This is a genomic window from Serratia sp. BNK-17 (genome assembly GCF_048684935.1).
In the GTDB taxonomy this organism is placed as follows: domain Bacteria; phylum Pseudomonadota; class Gammaproteobacteria; order Enterobacterales; family Enterobacteriaceae; genus Serratia; species Serratia nematodiphila.
In genome coordinates this window covers 251,045-269,937 of the sequence record NZ_JBLQTR010000001.1, presented here as the reverse complement: position 1 = coordinate 269,937, position 18,893 = coordinate 251,045, and the positions used below count along the sequence as shown (strand labels likewise).

Annotated in this window: 18 protein-coding genes; 12 read left to right on the top strand and 6 right to left on the bottom strand. The window is 61.9% G+C overall.

Annotated features, from left to right (window positions below):
• The first annotated feature begins 91 nt into the window (after positions 1-91).
• Genes ACMGF7_RS01310 through ACMGF7_RS01300 form a run of 3 tightly spaced genes read left to right on the top strand, consistent with a single transcriptional unit; the run spans position 92 to position 2,785 of the window.
• Positions 92-808: an ABC transporter ATP-binding protein gene (locus tag ACMGF7_RS01310; RefSeq protein WP_044031702.1), complete on the top strand. Its 717-nt coding sequence runs from the start codon at positions 92-94 to the stop codon at positions 806-808.
• 16 nt (positions 809-824) lie between these two features.
• The gene (locus ACMGF7_RS01305; protein ID WP_049239943.1) at positions 825-1,781 is read left to right on the top strand and encodes an ABC transporter substrate-binding protein; all 957 of its coding nucleotides are present in this window, start codon (positions 825-827) and stop codon (positions 1,779-1,781) included.
• Positions 1,778-2,785 (top strand): FecCD family ABC transporter permease, encoded by a 1,008-nt coding sequence (locus ACMGF7_RS01300; protein ID WP_420286338.1) that lies wholly within the window; start codon positions 1,778-1,780, stop codon positions 2,783-2,785. The genes ACMGF7_RS01305 and ACMGF7_RS01300 overlap by 4 nt, the downstream gene beginning before the upstream one ends.
• Before the next feature lie 63 nt (positions 2,786-2,848).
• Here the strand turns inward: ACMGF7_RS01300 and dld are convergent, their stop codons facing one another.
• The 3 genes from dld to ACMGF7_RS01285 form a co-directional block, all read right to left on the bottom strand.
• Entirely contained in the window at positions 2,849-4,555 is a 1,707-nt protein-coding gene (dld, locus tag ACMGF7_RS01295; protein WP_015377059.1) for a D-lactate dehydrogenase, read from the bottom strand.
• A 108-nt stretch (positions 4,556-4,663) separates the two neighbouring features.
• Positions 4,664-5,458, bottom strand: a complete 795-nt coding sequence (gene map / locus ACMGF7_RS01290; RefSeq protein ID WP_033642282.1) for a type I methionyl aminopeptidase — start codon at positions 5,456-5,458, stop codon at positions 4,664-4,666.
• Complete coding sequence (locus ACMGF7_RS01285) at positions 5,455-5,658, bottom strand: ParD-like family protein (protein WP_006324220.1); 204 nt, start codon at positions 5,656-5,658, stop codon at positions 5,455-5,457. Before ACMGF7_RS01285 ends, map begins: the two co-directional genes overlap by 4 nt.
• 168 nt (positions 5,659-5,826) lie before the next feature.
• Here ACMGF7_RS01285 and ddlA point away from each other — a divergent pair, with 168 nt between their 5' ends.
• Positions 5,827-6,930: a D-alanine--D-alanine ligase gene (gene ddlA, locus ACMGF7_RS01280; RefSeq protein ID WP_015377061.1), complete on the top strand. Its 1,104-nt coding sequence runs from the start codon at positions 5,827-5,829 to the stop codon at positions 6,928-6,930.
• A gap of 34 nt (positions 6,931-6,964) precedes the next feature.
• Here ddlA and ACMGF7_RS01275 read toward each other — a convergent pair whose 3' ends face one another.
• Entirely contained in the window at positions 6,965-7,744 is a 780-nt protein-coding gene (locus ACMGF7_RS01275) for an ABC transporter substrate-binding protein (protein WP_015377062.1), read from the bottom strand.
• Between the two features lie 34 nt (positions 7,745-7,778).
• Positions 7,779-8,933, bottom strand: a complete 1,155-nt coding sequence (locus ACMGF7_RS01270; protein ID WP_049239941.1) for a methionine aminotransferase — start codon at positions 8,931-8,933, stop codon at positions 7,779-7,781.
• 118 nt (positions 8,934-9,051) lie between these two features.
• Between ACMGF7_RS01270 and ACMGF7_RS01265 the strand changes: the two genes are divergently transcribed.
• The 3 genes from ACMGF7_RS01265 to ACMGF7_RS01255 all read left to right on the top strand — a co-directional run bounded on the left by ACMGF7_RS01265 (position 9,052) and on the right by ACMGF7_RS01255 (position 13,379).
• Positions 9,052-9,972 (top strand): LysR substrate-binding domain-containing protein, encoded by a 921-nt coding sequence (locus ACMGF7_RS01265; RefSeq protein ID WP_044031695.1) that lies wholly within the window; start codon positions 9,052-9,054, stop codon positions 9,970-9,972.
• A gap of 112 nt (positions 9,973-10,084) precedes the next feature.
• The gene (bglX, locus tag ACMGF7_RS01260) at positions 10,085-12,382 is read left to right on the top strand and encodes a beta-glucosidase BglX (RefSeq protein WP_031299711.1); all 2,298 of its coding nucleotides are present in this window, start codon (positions 10,085-10,087) and stop codon (positions 12,380-12,382) included.
• 73 nt (positions 12,383-12,455) lie between these two features.
• A complete protein-coding gene (locus ACMGF7_RS01255; RefSeq protein WP_004939601.1) occupies positions 12,456-13,379 on the top strand; it encodes a hypothetical protein in 924 nt (307 codons plus the stop codon).
• Here the strand turns inward: ACMGF7_RS01255 and ACMGF7_RS01250 are convergent.
• Complete coding sequence (locus ACMGF7_RS01250) at positions 13,376-14,404, bottom strand: methyltransferase (protein WP_015377067.1); 1,029 nt, start codon at positions 14,402-14,404, stop codon at positions 13,376-13,378. The two genes, ACMGF7_RS01255 and ACMGF7_RS01250, sit on opposite strands and share 4 nt — an antisense overlap.
• Before the next feature lie 354 nt (positions 14,405-14,758).
• On the opposite strand from ACMGF7_RS01250, the gene ACMGF7_RS01245 reads away from it, so the two are divergent.
• The 5 genes from ACMGF7_RS01245 (at position 14,759) to ACMGF7_RS01225 (ending at position 18,873) form a co-directional block, all read left to right on the top strand.
• Positions 14,759-15,151 carry a hypothetical protein gene (locus ACMGF7_RS01245; protein ID WP_004939596.1) on the top strand — a complete coding sequence of 131 codons (393 nt, stop codon included), beginning with the start codon at positions 14,759-14,761 and terminating at the stop codon, positions 15,149-15,151.
• A 184-nt stretch (positions 15,152-15,335) separates the two neighbouring features.
• On the top strand, positions 15,336-16,385 hold the full coding sequence (locus ACMGF7_RS01240) for an ABC transporter substrate-binding protein (protein ID WP_049239938.1): 1,050 nt from the start codon (positions 15,336-15,338) through the stop codon (positions 16,383-16,385).
• On the top strand, positions 16,382-17,383 hold the full coding sequence (locus ACMGF7_RS01235; protein WP_319860844.1) for an iron ABC transporter permease: 1,002 nt from the start codon (positions 16,382-16,384) through the stop codon (positions 17,381-17,383). Before ACMGF7_RS01240 ends, ACMGF7_RS01235 begins: the two co-directional genes overlap by 4 nt.
• Positions 17,376-18,155, top strand: coding sequence for an ABC transporter ATP-binding protein (locus tag ACMGF7_RS01230; RefSeq protein WP_063918967.1), 780 nt, complete (start codon positions 17,376-17,378; stop codon positions 18,153-18,155). Before ACMGF7_RS01235 ends, ACMGF7_RS01230 begins: the two co-directional genes overlap by 8 nt.
• The gene (locus tag ACMGF7_RS01225; RefSeq protein ID WP_154746739.1) at positions 18,148-18,873 is read left to right on the top strand and encodes a substrate-binding domain-containing protein; all 726 of its coding nucleotides are present in this window, start codon (positions 18,148-18,150) and stop codon (positions 18,871-18,873) included. Before ACMGF7_RS01230 ends, ACMGF7_RS01225 begins: the two co-directional genes overlap by 8 nt.
• Positions 18,874-18,893: the final 20 nt, after the last annotated feature.

Below are 18,893 nucleotides of genomic sequence, written 5' to 3'. Positions count from 1 at the left end.
TATGTTATAATGTAACAATTTGTGCATGATGAATTCAGCTCACGACATCCTCCATGTTGATGGAGTTAGCCTGACCGGACACGGCGGGGCATTGATACTCGACAACATCCATTTCGCGCTCCGCGCCGGTGAGAAGCTGGCGGTGATCGGCCCCAACGGCAGCGGCAAGTCCAGCCTGTTGCGCACCCTGATCGGCGAAACGCGGCCGGACAGCGGCGGCATTTACTGGCGAGGGCGCGCCTTGTCCGCGTGGCCGGCGGCGGAGCGCGCCAGAAGCATCGCCTTTCTGGCGCAAAACGATCTGCCGGATTTGCGGCTGTCGGTTGAGGATTACGTGGCGTTGGGCCGTTTACCGCATGGCGAACGCTCTGCGACGGGAAAGCGCATCGTTGATGAGGCCATCGGGGAAACCGGGCTGGCGCCGCTCAGGCACCACCCGTTGGGGCGGCTCTCGGGCGGCCAGCGCCAGCGCGCCGCACTGGCCCGGGCGTTGGCGCAGTCTCCCGACTTGTTGTTGCTGGATGAACCGACCAATCACCTCGATCCGCCCGGGCGCTCGGCGCTGCTGTCGTTAGTGAAAAATAAAGATATCGCCGTGATTGCGGTGCTGCACGATTTGCCCGTGGCGGAGGCGTTTGCCGATCGGATCCTGGTGCTCAACGAAAGCCGCCAGGTAGCCTGTGGTACGCCCGAGGCGGTGTTGCAGACCCCGGTGATTTTGCCGGTGTTCGGCATGAACAGTTTCAAGGTGGCGCACCCCGTCAGCGGGAAAACGCTGCGTATTTTTGACGTTCCCCATTGCGCTTGATAAACCAGAGAGAAATATGAACACACGCGTATTCCCCCTGCTCCTGCTGCTGGCCGGCGGGGCGGCGGCGGCCGAAAAATTTCCCGTCACCGTAGACAGCTGCGGTTCGCCGATCACCTTCAACCAGGCGCCTCAACGCGCCGTCATCAACGACATCAACATGGCCGAGATGGTCTTTGCGCTCCATCTGCAGGATCGCATTGTCGGGCTGACCGGCATCACCGGCTGGTACAAACTGACGCCCGACTTCAAGGCGGCGATGGGCGCCATTCCCGAACTGGCGCCGAAATATCCCGCTTTGGAAACGTTGCTGGCGGCGCAGCCGGATTTCTTCTTCGCCGGCTGGAATTACGGTATGAAGATCGGCGGCGACGTCACGCCGGAGAAGCTCGCCCCGTTCGGCATCAAAACGCTGGTGTTGAGCGAGAGCTGCGTGCAGGCCGGCGGGCGGCCGCAGAAGGCCGATATGAACCTGCTGTATGACGATGAGCTAAAGCTCGGCAAGATTTTCGGCAAGCCGCAAGAGGCCGCCGCGCTGGTTGAAGGCTGGCGCCGCCGATTGGCTGCGCTGCCAGTCAGGACGGCGGGTCAGACGCCGCTCAAGGTGTTCGTCTATGACTCGGGGGAGGAGAAGCCTTTTACCAGCGGCAAATACGCCATGCCGACGGCGATCATCGAAGCGGCGGGCGGCCGCAACGTGATGGACGGTTTGCCGGCGAGCTGGACGACGGCGTCCTGGGAGGCGGTGGCGGCGGCCGAGCCCGACTTCATTATTCTGCTGGATTACCAGACCGGTTCGGGGGCCGATGCGCTGCGGCGTTTCCTCGAGTCTCACCCGTTGATGAAATTGACCCCCGCGGTACGGCACCACCGTTATCTGAAACTGCAGTATGCGGAGCTGACGCCGGGGCCGGCCAACATCGGCGCGGTGGAAAAGCTGGCGCGGGCGCTGTACGCGCCGGAGGCTGAATGAACTCGCCGACCCGGCGATTTATGCTGCTCGCGCCGCTGGCGCTGTCGGTATTGTGTGGGCTAATGATCTGGAGCCTGCAGATGGGCAGTGTCGCGCTGTCATGGCGGCAGGCGTTGGCGGCGTTAGGGCTCGGTTCGGCGCCCCTCTCCGGCATGCTGGATACCATCGTCGTGCAACTGCGAATGCCCAGAGTCCTGTTGGCGGCGTTGACCGGCGCCGGGCTGGCGATGACCGGCGCGTTACTGCAGACTACCACCCGCAATGAGCTGGCCGATCCTTTTCTGTTTGGGCTCTCCTCCGGCGCCTCCGCCGGCGCGGTGCTGGTCATCACGCGCTTCGGCGATGCGCTGGGCGCGCTGACGTTGCCGCTGTCCGCTTTCGCCGGCGGCATTTTGTCCGCGATGGCGGTGATGATCCTGTTTCGCGTCAGCCGGGTCAGGCGCGCCGAGCAGCTGATCGTCTGCGGCCTGGCGGTCTCGTTTTTGTTCAGCGCACTCACCAGCTACCTGGTGTTTTCCGGCGATCAGCGGGCGGCCGGCTCGGTGTTGTTCTGGTCGCTGGGCGGGCTGGGGCTGGCGCGTTGGGATAATCTGTTCATTCCGTTGGCGAGTTTCGTGCTGCTGGCCGGGTTTACGGCGCTGCGTTGGCGGGCGCTGGACGCGCTGCTGGCGGGCGAGCACACCGCCCATTCGATGGGGGTCAACGTCGCGCGCCTGCGCACCGAGACCTTTCTGTGCTGCGCACTGTCCACGGCGTTTCTCGTTTCGCTGACGGGCGTGATCGGTTTTGTCGGGCTGATGGTGCCTTATCTGGCACGGCACCTGGTGGGCGTGCGCCACCGCTTGTCCGTGCCGATGTGCGGCCTGCTGGGGGCGATGCTGCTGACCGGCGGCGACATGCTCAGCCGCAGCCTGATCCCCAATCAGGAGCTGCCCATCGGCATCATTACGGCGGGGCTGGGGGGCGCGTTCATCGTCTCCTTGCTGCTGCGTGCGGAACGCTGAATGGGCCATTGAAGGTCAACAGGAAGGTGAGGTGGCCCGCCTCGGCAGGCCAATCGGGCGCTCTTAGCGGGGGTCTTCGGCCCAGCCTTTGCGTTTGCTGGTTTTGCCGATGCCGGGGTTGAAGCTGTTGGTCGGATCGGCGGTGCGGTAGAACGCCTGCAGATCCGGTTTGGCGTGGTACAGGTGGCCGACATTATGCTCCGCCGGGTACTCGGCGCCGCGCCGGTTGAGGATCTCGAGCATCTTTTCTTTCAGTGCATGGCTGTCCACGCCTTTTTTCACCACGTAGTCCTGGTGGAAGACGTGGCACATAAAGTGGCCGTAATACAGCTTATGCACCAACTGACTGTCGATTTCCGGCGGCAGCGTTTCGAACCAGTCGGTGTCGTTGCGGCGCAGGGCGATGTCCAGCGCCAGAATATCCTCCACCTTGTCGGCGTGCACCGCGTGGTAGCGCACCGCGGCGCCGGCGGCGGCGAAGCGGTGCAGGAAGGCCTTTTTGCCTTCGTCAGGCGTGCAGGCGAAGAAGGCGCCTTCGGCCTGGGCGAAATAGTCGGTCAGGTAGCGCTGCGCTTCGTCTACGCCGGGGCCGGCCATCTTCAGCAGCAGGTGGTGTTCGAAACGTTCGCGGTATTCCTTCATGCGCTTCGGCAGGTGGCTCGGCGCCAGATGGCTCAGGCCCTGCATCAGCCGATCGGTCAGGTTGTGCGGCAGCAGCGGCAGCTTGTTGAGGCTGGCGTCCATGCGGCCTTTCAGGGTGAAGAAGCGCGGCATCTGATCGGTGCCGAGCTTGTCGATCATCATGAAGGTGTCTTTGCCGTACACCTCGGCGATGTCGAAGATATCGCGGTGCATGTATTCACCGGCCACCGGCAGGTTTTCGAATTTGCTCAGCATGTGGCGGCGCAGTTCGGTCAGCACCGCGGTGTCGTTGGTGCCGATATAGAACACCTGCTCTTTGCCCTCTTTCTCGAAGGTGTCAAGCCGCACCGCGAACACTGCCAGCTTGCCGGCGCAGCCGGAGGCCTCGTACAGGCGGCGTTTGTCGGCGTTGAAGCGGGAAGGGGTGTCGGCATCGACGTCGCGCACCCGGCTGGCGTATTCGTTATCCGAGGCGCGCAGCTCACCGTATTCGACGTCCTCCGGGCGATAGTCGCCTTTTTCCAGCCGGGTGAGGATCTCTTCCGGCGTGTCGCCAAGCCGGATGCCCAGATGGTTCACCAGGCGCAGCTGGCCGTCTTCCCCTAGCTGGGCGTACAGCGCCATTTCGGTATAGGCCGGGCCGCGTTTCACCAGCGAGCCGCCGGAGTTGTTGCACACGCCGCCGATCACCGAGGCGCCGATGCAGGAAGAGCCGATCACCGAATGCGGTTCGCGGCCGTAGGGTTTGAGCAATTTCTCGAGGTGGTGCAGGGTGCTGCCGGGAAAACCGACCACCTGCTTGCCGTTGTCCAGCACCTGAATATGATCGAGGCGCAGGGTGCTGACGATGACGATATCACGGTCATAGTCGTTGCCGCTGGGGGTTGAGCCTTCGGTCAGGCCGGTATTGGCGGCCTGCATGATGACGATTTTGTCGGCGGCCACGCAGGCCTGCAGAATGCGCCACAGCTGCAGCAGGCTGGTGGGAAACACCACCGCCAGCGCCTGGCCTTCGCCGGAGCGGAAGCCCTTGCGATACCGTTCGGTGTTGCGATCGCCGGTCAACAGCTGCGGGCCGCCGACGATGTCCTTGAGCTGATTGATAAACGTCTGATTGCCTGACTGCATGCTGCCTGTCTCCCTGTCATCCCCGTCGCCTTAACCGCGGCGCCGGTGCCGCGCAATAAGCTAAGAGGCTATCAATTAAATAACTTATTAAGCTAATGGCTTGTGGGTTTAGTAGCGCTCGGCGTAGCCGGCCCGGCGCTCTTCGTCGCGCAGCGTCAGGATTTCCACGCCGTCGGCGGTGACCGCCACGGTGTGCTCCCACTGCGCCGACAGTTTTTTGTCGCGCGTCACCACCGTCCAGCCGTCTTTCTTCTGCTTGATGCGGCGGTCGCCCTGGTTGATCATCGGCTCGATGGTGAACACCATGCCTTCCTGCAGCGCCATGCCGCTGCCGGGTTGACCGTAGTGCAGCACCGCCGGCTCTTCGTGCATGTCGCGGCCGATGCCGTGGCCGCAATATTCCCGCACGATGCTGTAGCCGGCCTGTTCGGCGTGTCGCTGGATGGCGTGGCCGATATCCCCCAGAGTGGCGCCCGGTTTGACTGCGCGAATGCCTTGCCACATCGATTCATAGACGTTGTTCACCAGCCGTTTGGCCAGCGGCGTCACCTGGCCGATGCAGTACATTTTGCTGGAGTCGGCGATGTAGCCGCCGTTTTCCAGCGTGATATCCACGTTGACGATCATGCCGGAACGCAGGATTTTGCTGGCCGACGGCACCCCGTGGCACACCACGTCGTCCACGGAGGTGTTGAGCACATAGGGGAAATCATACTGCCCCTTGCTGGCCGGGCGCGACTTCAGCTCTTCGACGATAAACGCCTCAGCGCGGTCGTTGATCTCCATGGTGGAGATGCCTTCGACGATGACCTCATCGAGCATAGCAAACACTTTAGCCAACAGAGCGCCGGAATGGCGCATTTTGGCAATCTCTTCCGGCGTTTTAATCACAATCTGTTTCACCCGACAATCTCCTTCAGCGTCAGCGCGTTATCTTTCATCATTTTTTTTACCAGTTGCGGGTAAGTCAGTTCCGGATGGAACTCCGCCAGCATGCCGATCTTGATCCAGTACTCGGCCTGCGCGTTGATCGAACGCGTCATAGTCAGGCTGGCGAGGCGCAGATCGTCATGCAGCGCGTCCGAAATTTTTACGATGCCCATCGGCGTCTCCATAAATTAACAATATACGAAGTGTATACGTTTTGGATGGTCGCGATGTGGCATTCTGTGGCGTAAGAAGATTCTGGCAACAACGATTGCCGCCGCCAGGCAATGCGTTTATTGTGATAAACGACTTTTTTGCCATGATTTTTCAGAAGGATTTAAGGCGTGACTAAACTACGTGTTGGGGTGATTTTTGGCGGTAAATCGGCGGAGCATGAGGTGTCGCTGCAGTCGGCCAAAAACATTGTGGATGCAATCGACAAAGAGAAGTTTGACGTCACGCTGCTGGGGATCGACAAACAGGGGCAGTGGCACATCAACGACGCCTCCAACTATCTGCTCAATGCCGAGAACCCGGCGTTGATCGCGCTGAACCGCTCGAACAAGAACGTGGCGCTGATCCCGGGCCAGGAAAAACAGCAGCTGATCGAAGCGGGCAGTGCCGGCGCGCTGGGCCAGCTCGACGTCATCTTCCCGATCGTGCACGGCACGCTGGGGGAAGACGGCTCGCTGCAGGGGTTGCTGCGCATGGCCAATATGCCGTTCGTCGGCGCCGGGGTGCTCGGCTCGGCGGTCAGCATGGATAAAGACGTGACCAAACGCCTGCTGCGCGACGCCGGGCTGGCGGTGGCGCCGTTCGTCACCCTGACGCGCGCCAACCGCGCCGGGTTCACGTTTGAGCAACTGAGCGAGCGCCTCGGCCTGCCGCTGTTCGTCAAGCCGGCCAACCAGGGCTCGTCGGTCGGGGTCAGCAAGGTGGAAAACCGCGCCGAGTTTGACGCGGCGGTGGCGCTGGCCTTCAGTTTCGATCACAAGGTGCTGGTGGAGTCGGCGATCGTCGGCCGCGAGATCGAGTGTGCGGTGCTGGGCAACGACGATCCGCAGGCCAGCGTATGCGGCGAGATCGTGCTGAGCGACGCTTTCTACTCCTACGACACCAAATACATCAATGAGCAGGGCGCTCAGGTGGTGGTGCCGGCGGCGATCGCGCCGGAAGTAAGCGACCACATCCGCGAGGTGGCGCTGAAGGCGTTCCGCGCGCTGGAGTGCTTCGGGTTGGCGCGGGTGGATGTGTTCCTGACGCCGGACAACCAGGTGGTAATCAACGAAATCAACACGCTGCCGGGCTTCACCAACATCAGCATGTATCCCAAGCTGTGGGCTGCCAGCGGTGTCAGCTATCAGGCGCTGATCACGCGCCTGATCGAATTGGCGCTGGAGCGCCACCAGCAGGATCGCGCGCTGAACAGCTCGGTGTTCGATCGCTAAACGCGGCAGGGGGCGGCGGTGCCGCCCCCGTCCATCACTTCACCGTCACGTCGATATCGCCGAAATACTTCTTCGACAGCGCCGCCACCGTGCCTTGCTGTTTCACTTTGGCGATGGCGGCATCCAGTTTCTTCTTCAGCGCCTCATCCCCTTTGCGCAGGCCGAAGGCGATGCCTTCACCGAGGATTTTGTCGTCGCGCACCGCCTCGCCGACGAAGGCGAAGCCCTTGCCGTCCGGCTGCGACAGGAAGCCGCTTTGCCCCGACGGCGCCATTACCAGCGTGGCGTCGAGCCGACCGGCCGCCAGATCGAGATAAACCTGATTCTGATCCTGGTAAGACACCACATCCACGCCCGCCGGCGCCCAATGGGTTTTGGCGTAGATCTCCTGAATTGAGCCTTGCAGCACGCCCACGTGTTTGCCCGCCAGCGCTTTGGCGTCCGGCAGCAGGCCGCTGTCGGCCTTGGCGATCAGGCGGTTCGGCACTTGATAGATGGCGTCGGTAAAGGCGATCGCCTGGCGCCGCTGTTCGGTCACGTTCATCGCCGAGTTGATGGCGTCGAACTTGCGCGCCTGCAGCGCCGGGATCAGGCTGTCGAACGAGGTTTCCACCCAGCTGCATTGCAACTGCGCGGCGGCGCACACCGCGTCGCCCAGTTCAATGTCGAACCCTTCCAGTTTGCCGCTGGCGGATTTGGATTCGAACGGCGGATACAGCGCTTCCAGGCCGAAGCGCAGGCTGTTTTCCGCCGCCAGAGAAGAGCCGGCGGCCAGCAGGCATCCGGCGGCGAACAGCGTTTTCAAAGCTTTCATAGGCAGTGCCCCTTTCCCATGGTCGGACAAAAAATTACACCTGGTTCAGGCGGCGCGCGCCTTCCAGCAGGGTCTCGTTATCTTTGGAAAAACTCAGCCGAATAAGGCCGGTATCGGTGCCGTCGCTGTAGAACGCCGACAGCGGGATCGTCGCCACCTTCGCTTCGCGGATCAAGCGCACGGCGAAATCATTGTCGCTTTCGTGACTGAAGCCGCTAAAGCGGGCCAGCATGAAGAAGCTGCCGCGGCTGGGCAGCAGCTCAAAGCGCGAATCCTGCAGGGCGCTGGCCAGCAGATCGCGCTTTTGTTGGTAAAACGCCGCCAGCCCCAGGTAGCTCTGCGGGTTGGCGAGCGCGGCGGCGAAGGCGTGCTGCATCGGCGTATCGGCGGAGAACACCATGAACTGGTGCACCTTGCGGATCTCGTCCATCAGCGCCGCCGGCGCCAGGCAATAGCCGACGCGCCAGCCGGTGACGTGGTAGGTTTTGCCGAACGACGACACGATCACGCTGCGTTCCGCCAGCTGCGGATAGCGCGCCATGCTGTGATGAATTTCACCGTCGAACACCACGTGCTCGTAGACCTCGTCGGACAGGATCACGATGTCGGTGTCGCGGGTCAGGGCGGTCAGGCGTTCGATATCCTGCGCGTCAAACACCGCGCCGGTCGGGTTGTGCGGCGTGTTGACGATGATCATGCGCGTTTTGCCGTTGATGGCGGCGGCCACTTCGTCCCAGTCGACGCGAAAATCCTGCAGCGACAGTTTGATCGCCACCGGCGTGGCGCCCTGCAGGCGCACGATCGGCGCATAGCTGTCGAATGCCGGTTCGAAATAGATCACCTCGTCGCCGGGGTGCACCAGCGCGCTGATCGCCGAGTACAGCCCTTCGCTGGCGCTGGCGATCACCGTGATTTCTTCGTCGGCGTCATAGCGCGCGCCGTACAATCGTTCAGCTTTTTCCGCCAGGGCAGCACGTAACGCCGCCACGCCGCTCATCGGCGCGTATTGGTTATGACCTGTGCGCATGGCTTGCGCCGTTGCCTCGATCAGCTGCGGGTCACCGGCGAAGTTGGGCGCGCCCTGCGACAGATTGAGGGCCTGATATTCGGCGCTGAGTTGGCCAATGACGGTGAAGATAGTGGTGCCGACGTCCGGCAGCTTCGAGCGGGATGAGCAGGCGCTCTGCATGATGGGCTCCAGGCAAACAGGGAAGTGTTGAGCGATTAAGCATCAGCCGGCGTAGGCGGACAAGGGAAAGTTTGTCATACTTGCCATGCACTGTGATCATAGCTAATCGAGGCTCGCTATGCCGATATCCCTGCCGTCGCTCGACGTGTTGAAAACCTTCGTGGTGGTGGCGCAACGCCTCAACTTTACCCATGCCGCCCGGCAGCTGCACCTGACGCAGGGGGCGGTCAGTCGGCAAATCCTCGGGCTGGAACAGCGTCTGGGCTATCCGCTGTTCAGCCGCCAGGCGCGCGGTCTGGCGCTGACGCCGCAGGGCGCGCAGCTGCTGGCGCCGGTACAGCAGGCGCTGGGGCAGTTGGATGAAGCCCTGACGCGGGCCGCCGCTCCGCCGGGGGCGCTGCGCATCAAATGCCCGACCTGCGCCATGCGCTGGGTGCTGCCGCGCATCATTCGCCTGCAAAATGAACGGCCGGACATGCATATCGAGCTGACCGCCTCGGTGTCGCACGGCCTGGATTTCAGTACCGAGCAGTTTGACGCCGCGGTGGTATTCGGCCGGCCGCCGGGTAAAAAGCTGACCGCGCACTTGCTGTTCGATGAAATCCTCACGCCGGTCTGCACGCCGACGTTCCTGCCGGCGGCGGCCCGGTTGACGGACTTGACGGACAAAACTCTGCTGCACCCGACGCGCGATCGGCGCGACTGGCTGCGCTGGCTGAAGGCGGCGGGCGCCGATGCGCTGCCGTCCGGTAAGGCCCAGCATTTCGATACCCTCGATCTGGCGATGAGCGCCGCGCTGCAGGGATTCGGCATCGCCATCGGCGATCTGTGCCTGCTGGAGGAGGATATTCAGGCGCAGCGCATCGTCACGCCGTTCCCGCTCTGCGTCAGCAGCGGCGCGGCCTATTATTTGGTCTATCCTGAACGCACGGTGGCGCCGCCGACGTTAACCGCGCTGGTCGATTTTCTGGCGGCGGAGGCCGCCGACAGCCGCGCCCGGCTGCAGAATTATCTGCCGATAACCTGTAATGCTTTGTAAACATTAGCGATGCGAATTCTCTTGGCGATGAAACAGAGTGTGGCAAACTGTTTCTTCACTCCGATTAAACTCCGCGGCGTTGGCGGCGGAAACACGCCTGAGATAAAACAAGATGAAATGGCTTTGTGTGGTGAGTATGTTGTCCGGTCTGGCCCTCAGCCCGGCTTTTGCGCAGGAAACGCCGATAACGCAGGGCATTCACGCCCAGCAGCGCGACGCCTTCGTGTCCCATTTGATGAAGCAGATGACGCTGGAAGAGAAGATCGGCCAGCTGCGGCTGATCAGCGTCGGGCCGGATAACCCGAAAGAAGCGATCCGCGAGGGGATCCGCAAAGGGCAGATCGGCGCCATCTTCAATACCGTCACCCGGCCGGATATCCGGGTGATGCAGGATCAGGCGATGCAGCTCAGCCGCCTGAAAATCCCGTTGTTCTTTGCCTATGACGTGGTGCACGGCCAGCGCACCGTGTTCCCGATCAGCCTGGGGCTGGCGGCCAGCTTCGATCTGGAAGCCATTGCGCTCAGTGCCCGCGTGGCGGCGCAGGAGGCCAGCGACGACGGCCTGAACATGACCTTCGCGCCGATGGTCGATATCACCCGCGATCCGCGCTGGGGCCGGGTCTCCGAAGGCTTCGGCGAAGACACCTGGCTGGTCTCGAAAATCGCCAAAGTGATGGTCGACGGTTTCCAGAACGGCGATCCGGCCAAACCCGGTTCGGTGATGGCCAGCGTCAAGCACTTTGCATTGTACGGCGCCGTCGAAGGCGGCCGCGATTACAACACCGTCGACATGAGCCCGCTGCGCATGCATCAGGACTATCTGCCGCCTTACAAAGCGGCGGTGGACGCCGGCAGCGGCGGAGTGATGGTGTCGCTCAACTCGGTGAACGGCGTGCCGGCCACCGCCAACCCGTGGCTGCTGAAAGATCTGCTGCGCGAGCAGTGGGGCTTTAAAGGCATCACCATCAGCGACCACGGCGCGATCAAAGAGCTGATTAAACACGGCGTGGCCGCCGACGCGCGTGACGCGGTGCGCCTGGCGATCACCTCCGGCGTTGACATGAGCATGAGCGACGAGTTCTACGACAAATACCTGCCGGGTCTGGTGAAGGACGGGCTGGTGCCTGAAAGCGATATCGACCGCGCCTGCCGCGACGTGCTCAACACCAAATACGACATGGGGCTGTTCAAGGATCCGTATGTGCATCTGGGCCCGGCGGGTTCCGATCCGCAGGACACCAACGCCGAAAGCCGTCTGCACCGCGCCGAAGCGCGGGTGGTGGCGCGCAAGACGATGGTGCTGCTGAAGAACGATAAGCAGACGCTGCCGCTGAGCAAGCAGGCGACCATCGCGCTGGTCGGGCCGATGGCCGACAGCCAGCGCGACGTGATGGGCAGTTGGTCAGCCGCCGGGGTGGTCAAGCAGTCGGTCACCCTGCGCGAAGGGCTGGAGCGGGCGGTGGGCGACAAGGCGCGCATTCTGTACGCCAAGGGCGCCAACGTCACGCAGGATAAAGGCATCATCGACTATCTCAACGAGTATGAGCCGGCGGTGGCGTTCGACACCCGCTCGCCGCAGCAGATGATCGACGAAGCGGTGCAGGCGGCGAACAAGGCCGACGTGGTGGTGGCGGTGGTGGGGGAATCGCAGGGCATGGCGCATGAGGCCTCCAGCCGCGCCGACATCACGATCCCGCAGAGCCAGCGTGATTTGATCGCCGCGCTGAAAGCCACCGGCAAGCCGCTGGTGCTGGTGCTGATGAACGGCCGGCCGCTGGCGCTGAGCTGGGAGAGCGAGCAGGCGGACGCGATGCTGGAAACCTGGTACAGCGGCACCGAGGGCGGCAACGCGGTGGCGGACGTGCTGTTCGGCGACTATAACCCGTCGGGCAAACTGCCGATGACCTTCCCGCGCTCGGTCGGCCAGATCCCGATGTACTACAACCACCTGAACACCGGCCGTCCGTTCGGCAAGGAGAATCCGGGCAAGTACACCTCACGCTACTTCGATTCGCCGAACGGCCCGCTGTATCCGTTCGGTTACGGCCTGAGCTACACCACCTTCAGCCTGTCGGATCTGAAATTATCCAGCCCGACGATGGCGCGCAACGGCAAGCTAACCGCCAGCGTTACGCTGAAGAATACCGGCAAGTACGACGGCGCCACGGTGGTGCAGCTGTATCTGCAGGACGTCACCGCGTCGGTCAGCCGGCCGGTGAAAGAGCTGCGCAACTTCAAGAAAGTGACGCTGAAGGCCGGCCAGTCGCAGCAGGTTGAGCTGCCGATTAGCGAAGAGGATCTGAAGTTCTACAACGCCAGCCTGAAATGGGGGGCGGAGCCGGGCAAATTCAACGTGTTCGTCGGCCTGGATTCCGACAACGTGCAGGCGCAAAGTTTTACCCTGAAGTAACTTTTTCCCCCTCTTTCACTGCGGTGGGAGAGGGGCACTATCCCTTTCCGCTCATGTCACCGGAGCTTGCCTCATGAAACGGTATCTGGACTGCAGCGCCAGCGATCTGGCCGATATCGGCAAAGCCGATCTGCTCTATGCCATCCGCGCCAGTGAAGGGCGCATTCTGGTCAGCGAAACCATTGCGGTCACTCAGCCGCTGCTCAATAATGTCACCAACGCCGAGCTGGCGGCCAGCCAGGGCGCCGATCTGCTGCTGTTGAACCTGTTCGACGTCGATCATCCGCATATCGCGGGCCTGCCCGCCGACGTGCCGCCGCAGGAGGCGCTACGCACGCTGCAGCGGCTGACCGGGCGAGTGATCGGGGTGAATCTGGAGGCCGTCGATCCGGCCTTCGCCATCGAACATAACGACTTCTGGCAGATGACGGCGGGCCGCGCCGCCACCGCCGAGAATGCGCGCAAGCTGTATCAGCTCGGCGCGCGCATGCTGGTGCTGACCGGCAACCCGAACAACGGCGTCAGCAATCAGGCGATCGCCGCCGCGCTGAAAGCGATCCGCGAGGAAGTGGGCGACGAGATGGTGCTGGTGACCGGCAAAATGCACGGCGCCGGCATCGTGCGCGAAAGCGGCAGCCAACTGATCGGCGAGCAGGACATCGCGCTGTTCGTGGAGAACGGCGCGGATATCGTGCTGTTGCCTGCTCCGGGCACCATTCCCGGCATGTCGCAGGAGAAAGTGGCGGCGCTGATCGCCTTTGCCCAGCGGCAGGGGGCGCTGGCGATGACGGCGATCGGCACCTCGCAAGAGGGGGCCGACGTGCAGACCGTGCGGCAGATTGCGCTGATGAGCAAAATGGCCGGGGCGGATCTGCACCATATCGGCGATACCGGCTATCTGGGGTTGGCGCTGCCGGAAAACATCTTCGCCTACAGCGTGGCGATCCGCGGCGTGCGCCACACCTACAGCCGCATGGCGAGATCGGTGAACCGCTAAGCCTGGGGTTTTTGCGCCGTGACGATGCTGAAATAGCCGAGCGACGGCAGCACCTGAGCGGGCCCGAAGCCGACGTCGCGCAGCAGGTCGCCGATTTCCTTGCCGGAGTATTGGCGGCCCTGCGTCCATCCCATCATCATCAGGCTGTACCCCGCGGCGGCAGGCGGGCCGTCGCCGTCATCGTTGTACAGCACTTCGTGGATCACGATCCTGCCCCCGGGCGGGAGGGCCGCATAGCTCTTTTGCGCCAGGAAGCGGTTCTTGTTCATCGGCCAGTCGTGGAAAATATTGGAGTACAGGTGCAGATCCGCCGCCGGGTAGGGATCGCGCCACATATCGCCACTGTGGGTGCCGATGCGCTGACTGAGGCCGTGATCGTGCGCGTAGTCGGCGGCGAGCGGGCACACCTCCGGCAGATCGAACACGGTGCACGTGAGCGCCGGCCAGTGGGTCGCCAGACTGATGGCATGGGCGCCGGAGGCGCCGCCGATATCCAGCGCCGTGCGGCAGGCACCGAGGGGCAACAGCGTAGGCCAAACGCTGGCCGAGCCCATGCTCAGGCTGTGCATGGCGTGGGTAAACAGCCGCATTCTGTCGGCGTCGAGCGTATGGGTTTCAAACAGCTCCTGCTCGCCGTACACCTGCGAGGCATTCTTTCTGATGGCGCTTTCCAGGTTTTTCAGCGTGAAAATCTCGCTGTTTTCAATCATCAAATCCCAAAAATAGCCGAAATAATGCGGGTTGTTTTTTATCAAAAAGGTTTCCGCTTCCGGCGTCAGAGAGAATGTTTCGCCGTCTCTGTCTATCAATTTCAATGCCACTAGCGCCATGACCAGCGTCTCTGCCGGGCGTCTTTCCACATTGGCCTGAGCGCATATATCGGTCAGGTTGCGGGGGCGCAATGCAATAAATTCAAAGATGCCCAGGCGGTGCGCAATAAGCGCCGCCGGATAGAGATATAAATTCATCGTGATATCGAGAATGGTTTTGTCGTCGCATGGCGGCGGCCGGACGGAATGGTTCATGTGAATCCCCTCCCACTAAGGCATGGCGCGTCTTAACAGGCTATGTTACGCCTGTGGTTTTAGCAAAGGGCGGGGGCGCGATTGACCGCAGGCCAACGCTTACGTTGTAAATAATTCCCTGGTGATACTATTTTAAAATTGAATTGGGTACGGTTAATGTCGAACGTAAAAACTGACGTCGGGCGGAGTAATAACCCCATCATGCATTTTTATTTTACTGGAGGTTAACTTAATCACAGTTATTAACGCGTTAGGGTTGTGTTAATCTGAGCCGCCGTTATACCGTACCGACATTCACATTATTTTTTGTGAATAATTCAAAGCTAAATAATTCATTATTAAAACGAGATAACAATGAAAAAGAGCATTCTGACCGGCATGATTGCCGCGACTCTGGGCCTGTTCAATACCGCTAATGCCGAAGGGATGGACCCTGCTGCATTGAAAAACGTCTATGACATTACGCGTAATACCAGCGGGCTGATGTCTTATTGCGTCGATAAAGGTTTCCTGAAAGCGGACAGCATCGACAACGCCAAGAAAATGGTGGCCTACGTGGCCGCCATTCCCGGCGGTGTCGACACCCGCGACGGTGACAAGCGTGAAGCGATGGGCCGTGAAGGCAATGTGCTGAACGACGACGGCAAAGTGGTTGCGTTGGAAAAGGAAGCGCCACAGGGTCTGCAGACATGGTGCCAGCAGGCTGACGAAGGGATCCGCCAGGGTCTGACGTCTATCGGTCAATAAGCGTTTTTCACGCATTCTTTGCGCTCTCAGGCTCCGCCGGCGTTACGGCGGAGCGCTGCTTTAGTCAATGTTCCCCCTCACTTTTCTTCCTGTACACATGGCGTGAGGCTTGATCTCGCTGATTGTTTCGCCATGCTCATCGCTATATCATTAGCTATATAACGATAGTCAACCGGTCACTGCCATGTTTAACTCTCTCCCGCGCCTGCTGTTGGCGCTTGCGTTGTTTTCCACCGCCGCCCTGGCGGATCGCCAGGTCACCGATCAGCTCAACCGCCAGGTCACGCTGCCCGATCACATCACCCGCGCCGTGGTGCTGCAACATCAGACGCTGAACCTGCTGGTGCAGCTTGATGCGATGCCGCAGGTGGTCGGCGTGCTCAGCAGTTGGAAAAAGCAGCTGGGGCCAAACTACCTACGGCTGGCACCGACGTTGGCAACCTTGCCGATGCCGGGCGACCTGACTTCGGTGAATATCGAAAGCCTGCTCGGCCTGCATCCGCAGGTGGTGTTCGTGGCCAACTATGCGCCGCCGGAAATGATTGCGCAGATCGAACGGGCGGGGATTCCGGTGGTGGCGATTTCGCTGCGTCGCGAAGCGGCCGATCAGGCGGGCAAAATGAATCCACAGCTGAGCGATGAGGATCGGGCCTATACGTTGGGCCTGCAGGACGGAATTCGCCTGATTGGCGAGGTGATGGAGCGGCAGCCTCAGGCTGAAGCGCTGATCAAGGACGTCATTCAACAGCGCGCGTTGGTCGCCGAACGGCTGCGCGATCTGCCGGAAGACCAGCGGGTGCGGGTGTATATGGCCAACCCCGATCTCACCACCTACGGCGCCGGTAAATATACCGGGCTGATGATGCGGCACGCCGGTGCGCTCAATGTGGCGGCGAAAGATATTCAGGGGTTTAAGCAGGTCTCTATCGAAGATGTGTTGCGCTGGGATCCGGCGGTGATCTTCGTGCAGGAGCGTTACCCGGACGTGGTGAAACAGATCCTGACGGAGCCGCAGTGGCAGCCGATCGACGCGGTGAAGAATAAGCGGGTCTACCTGATGCCGGAGTACGCCAAAGCCTGGGGATATCCGATGCCGGAGGCGATGGCGCTGGGTGAATTGTGGATGGCGAAAAAGCTTTACCCGCAGCGTTTTGCCGATATCAATCTGCAGCAGCGGGTCGACGCTTATTATCAACGCTATTATCGCGCCACCTGCTGCCAGAGCGGGCAATGAGGCTGGGGTGGCTGGCGCTGCTAACGCTGTGCTGCGCGCTGTTTTCGCTTGGCGTCGGCCGCTTTCAGGTGCCGATGACGCACAGCCTGATGATCCTGCTGGAGCCGTTCACTGGGCAGCATTATGCAGGCATCGACGCCATTCAGCGCCAGGTGATCCTCGGGGTGCGCGTGCCGCGGGTGCTGTTGGCGATGGGCGCCGGCGCGGCGCTGGCCCTGTGCGGCGCGACTTTGCAGGGCGTCTTTCGCAACCCGCTGGTCGATCCGCATATTATCGGCGTGTCGTCCGGCGCCGCCTTTGGCGGCACGCTGGCTATCCTGCTCAGCCTGCCGTTGGCGGCGCTGCTGTTGTCGGCTTTTGTTTTCGGCATGGCGGCGCTGCTGCTGATTTTCACTCTCACCAGCGCCATTGCGCGGCGCAATATTCTCTCTTTGGTACTGGCGGGGGTGATCCTCAGCGGCTTTTTCTCCGCCTGCGTCAGCCTGATGCAATATCTGGCGGATACCGAAGAAAAGCTGCCGAGCATCGTGTTCTGGCTGCTCGGCAGCTTTGCCACCGCCGATCGGCAAAAGCTGCTGACGCTGTTTGTGCCTTTGCTGTTGGCCGGCGGTTTGCTGCTGGCGCTGCGTTGGCGCATCAATCTGCTGTCGTTGGGCGATGAGGATGCCGGTGCATTGGGCATCAACGTTGAGCGTACCCGCTGGCTGATTTTGACGCTGTGCGCCGCCATTGTGGCCGCCCAAGTGGCGGTCAGCGGCAGCATCGGTTGGGTCGGTCTGGTGATACCGCACGTGGCGAGGCGGCTGGTGGGGCCGGATCACCGGCGTCTGCTGCCGGCTTCGCTTTGCCTGGGTGCCCTGTACATGCTGTTGATCGACGATTTGGCGCGCACGCTGAGCAGCGGTGAAATCCCGCTGGGCATTCTGACCGCGCTGATTGGCGCGCCGCTGTTCGCGCTGCTGCTGCGCCGCGCGCAAGTGAGAGGCTGGCATGACTGACACCTTATTGGCCGCCAGGGGGGTGAGCTTCGCCTGGCCGGGTGAGGCACCGCTGTTCCAACACCTGGACATTCAGCTGCGGCGCGGCGAAGTGCTGGCGGTATTGGGCCCCAATGGGCGCGGCAAGAGCACGCTGCTGCAGCTGTTGTTAGGCAGCCTGACGCCGCAATCCGGCGAGATTGAGCGCTACGGTGAGATTGGCTTTGTCCCGCAGCACTTTTCGCCGCCGTTTGCCTATCGGGTGCTGGATATCGTATTGATGGGGCGGGCGCGCCATGTCGGCCTGTTCCGTTCACCGTCAGCCAAAGATCATCGACTGGCGAGAGAAGCGTTGCAAACGTTGGGTTTACAAGAGCTGGCGGCGCGAGAGTTCGGCAGCCTATCTGGCGGTCAACGTCAATTAGTGATGATCGCCCGCGCGTTGGCGATGCGCTGCGAGGTGTTGATTTTGGATGAACCGACTTCGGCGCTGGATCTGCATTACCAGGATCGGGTGTTGAGCCTGATGGCGCGCCTGGCGCGGGAGCAGCAGTTGGCGGTGGCGTTCTCCACCCATCAGCCCAACCATGCTCACGCGGTGGCCGATCGGGCTTTGCTGCTGGGCAAGGAAGGGCGTAGCCAGCTCGGTGCCTGCCGCGAGGTGTTAACGGCGCAATCCCTGTCGCCCTTGTTTGAACTGGCGATCGAACGGGTGCCGTTGACGGTGGCGGGCCGCCGTTACGCGACGCTGGTGCCGTTGTATCGCAGCCAATTGGAGCGACATGATGAGTGATATCCTGCTGTTTGCCGCCGGCAGCCTGCGGCTGGCGTTTGCGCCGCTGCTGTCGGCGTTTCAGCGCGACACCGGGCAAAAGGTCTCGGCGGAATTCGGCCCGGCGGGGCTATTGCGCCAACGGATAGAGAACGGTGAGCGGCCGCAGCTGTTCGCCTCGGCCAACGTGGCGCATCCGCAAAGGTTGGCGGATCTCGGTATCGCGGGCGCGGTGCAGATTTTTGCGCACAATCGGCTATGCGCCACGGTGCGCAACGTGCCGACATTAACCGAGCGTCCGCTACCTGAGGTGTTGTGCGATCCGCGCTGGCGGCTTGCCACCTCGACGCCGGGAGCCGATCCCTCCGGCGATTATGCGCAGCGGCTTTTCGAACGCTGTGAACAATCCTGGCCGGGGCAAGGGGAAGCGCTGCGCCGGCGGGCGTTGCCGCTGGTTGGCGGGATAGATTCCGCACCGGTACCGGCGGGCCGACTGGCGGCGGAGTATCTGATAGCCAGCGGGCAGGCGGACATTTTTCTCGGCTACGCCAGCTATGCCCCGGCGTTGGCGGCCTACCCGACGTTGGTGGTGCGAACGTTGCCGCCGCCGCTGGACATCGAGGCGGATTACGGCCTATGCCTGCTGGATGAAGAAGCGCAGCGGTTGGCCGCATTTATCTTGAGCGAACAGGGGCAGGAAATATTGAGCCGGCACGGGTTTATGCGGCGCCAGGCATGACTCGCCGGGCCTGACGGCCC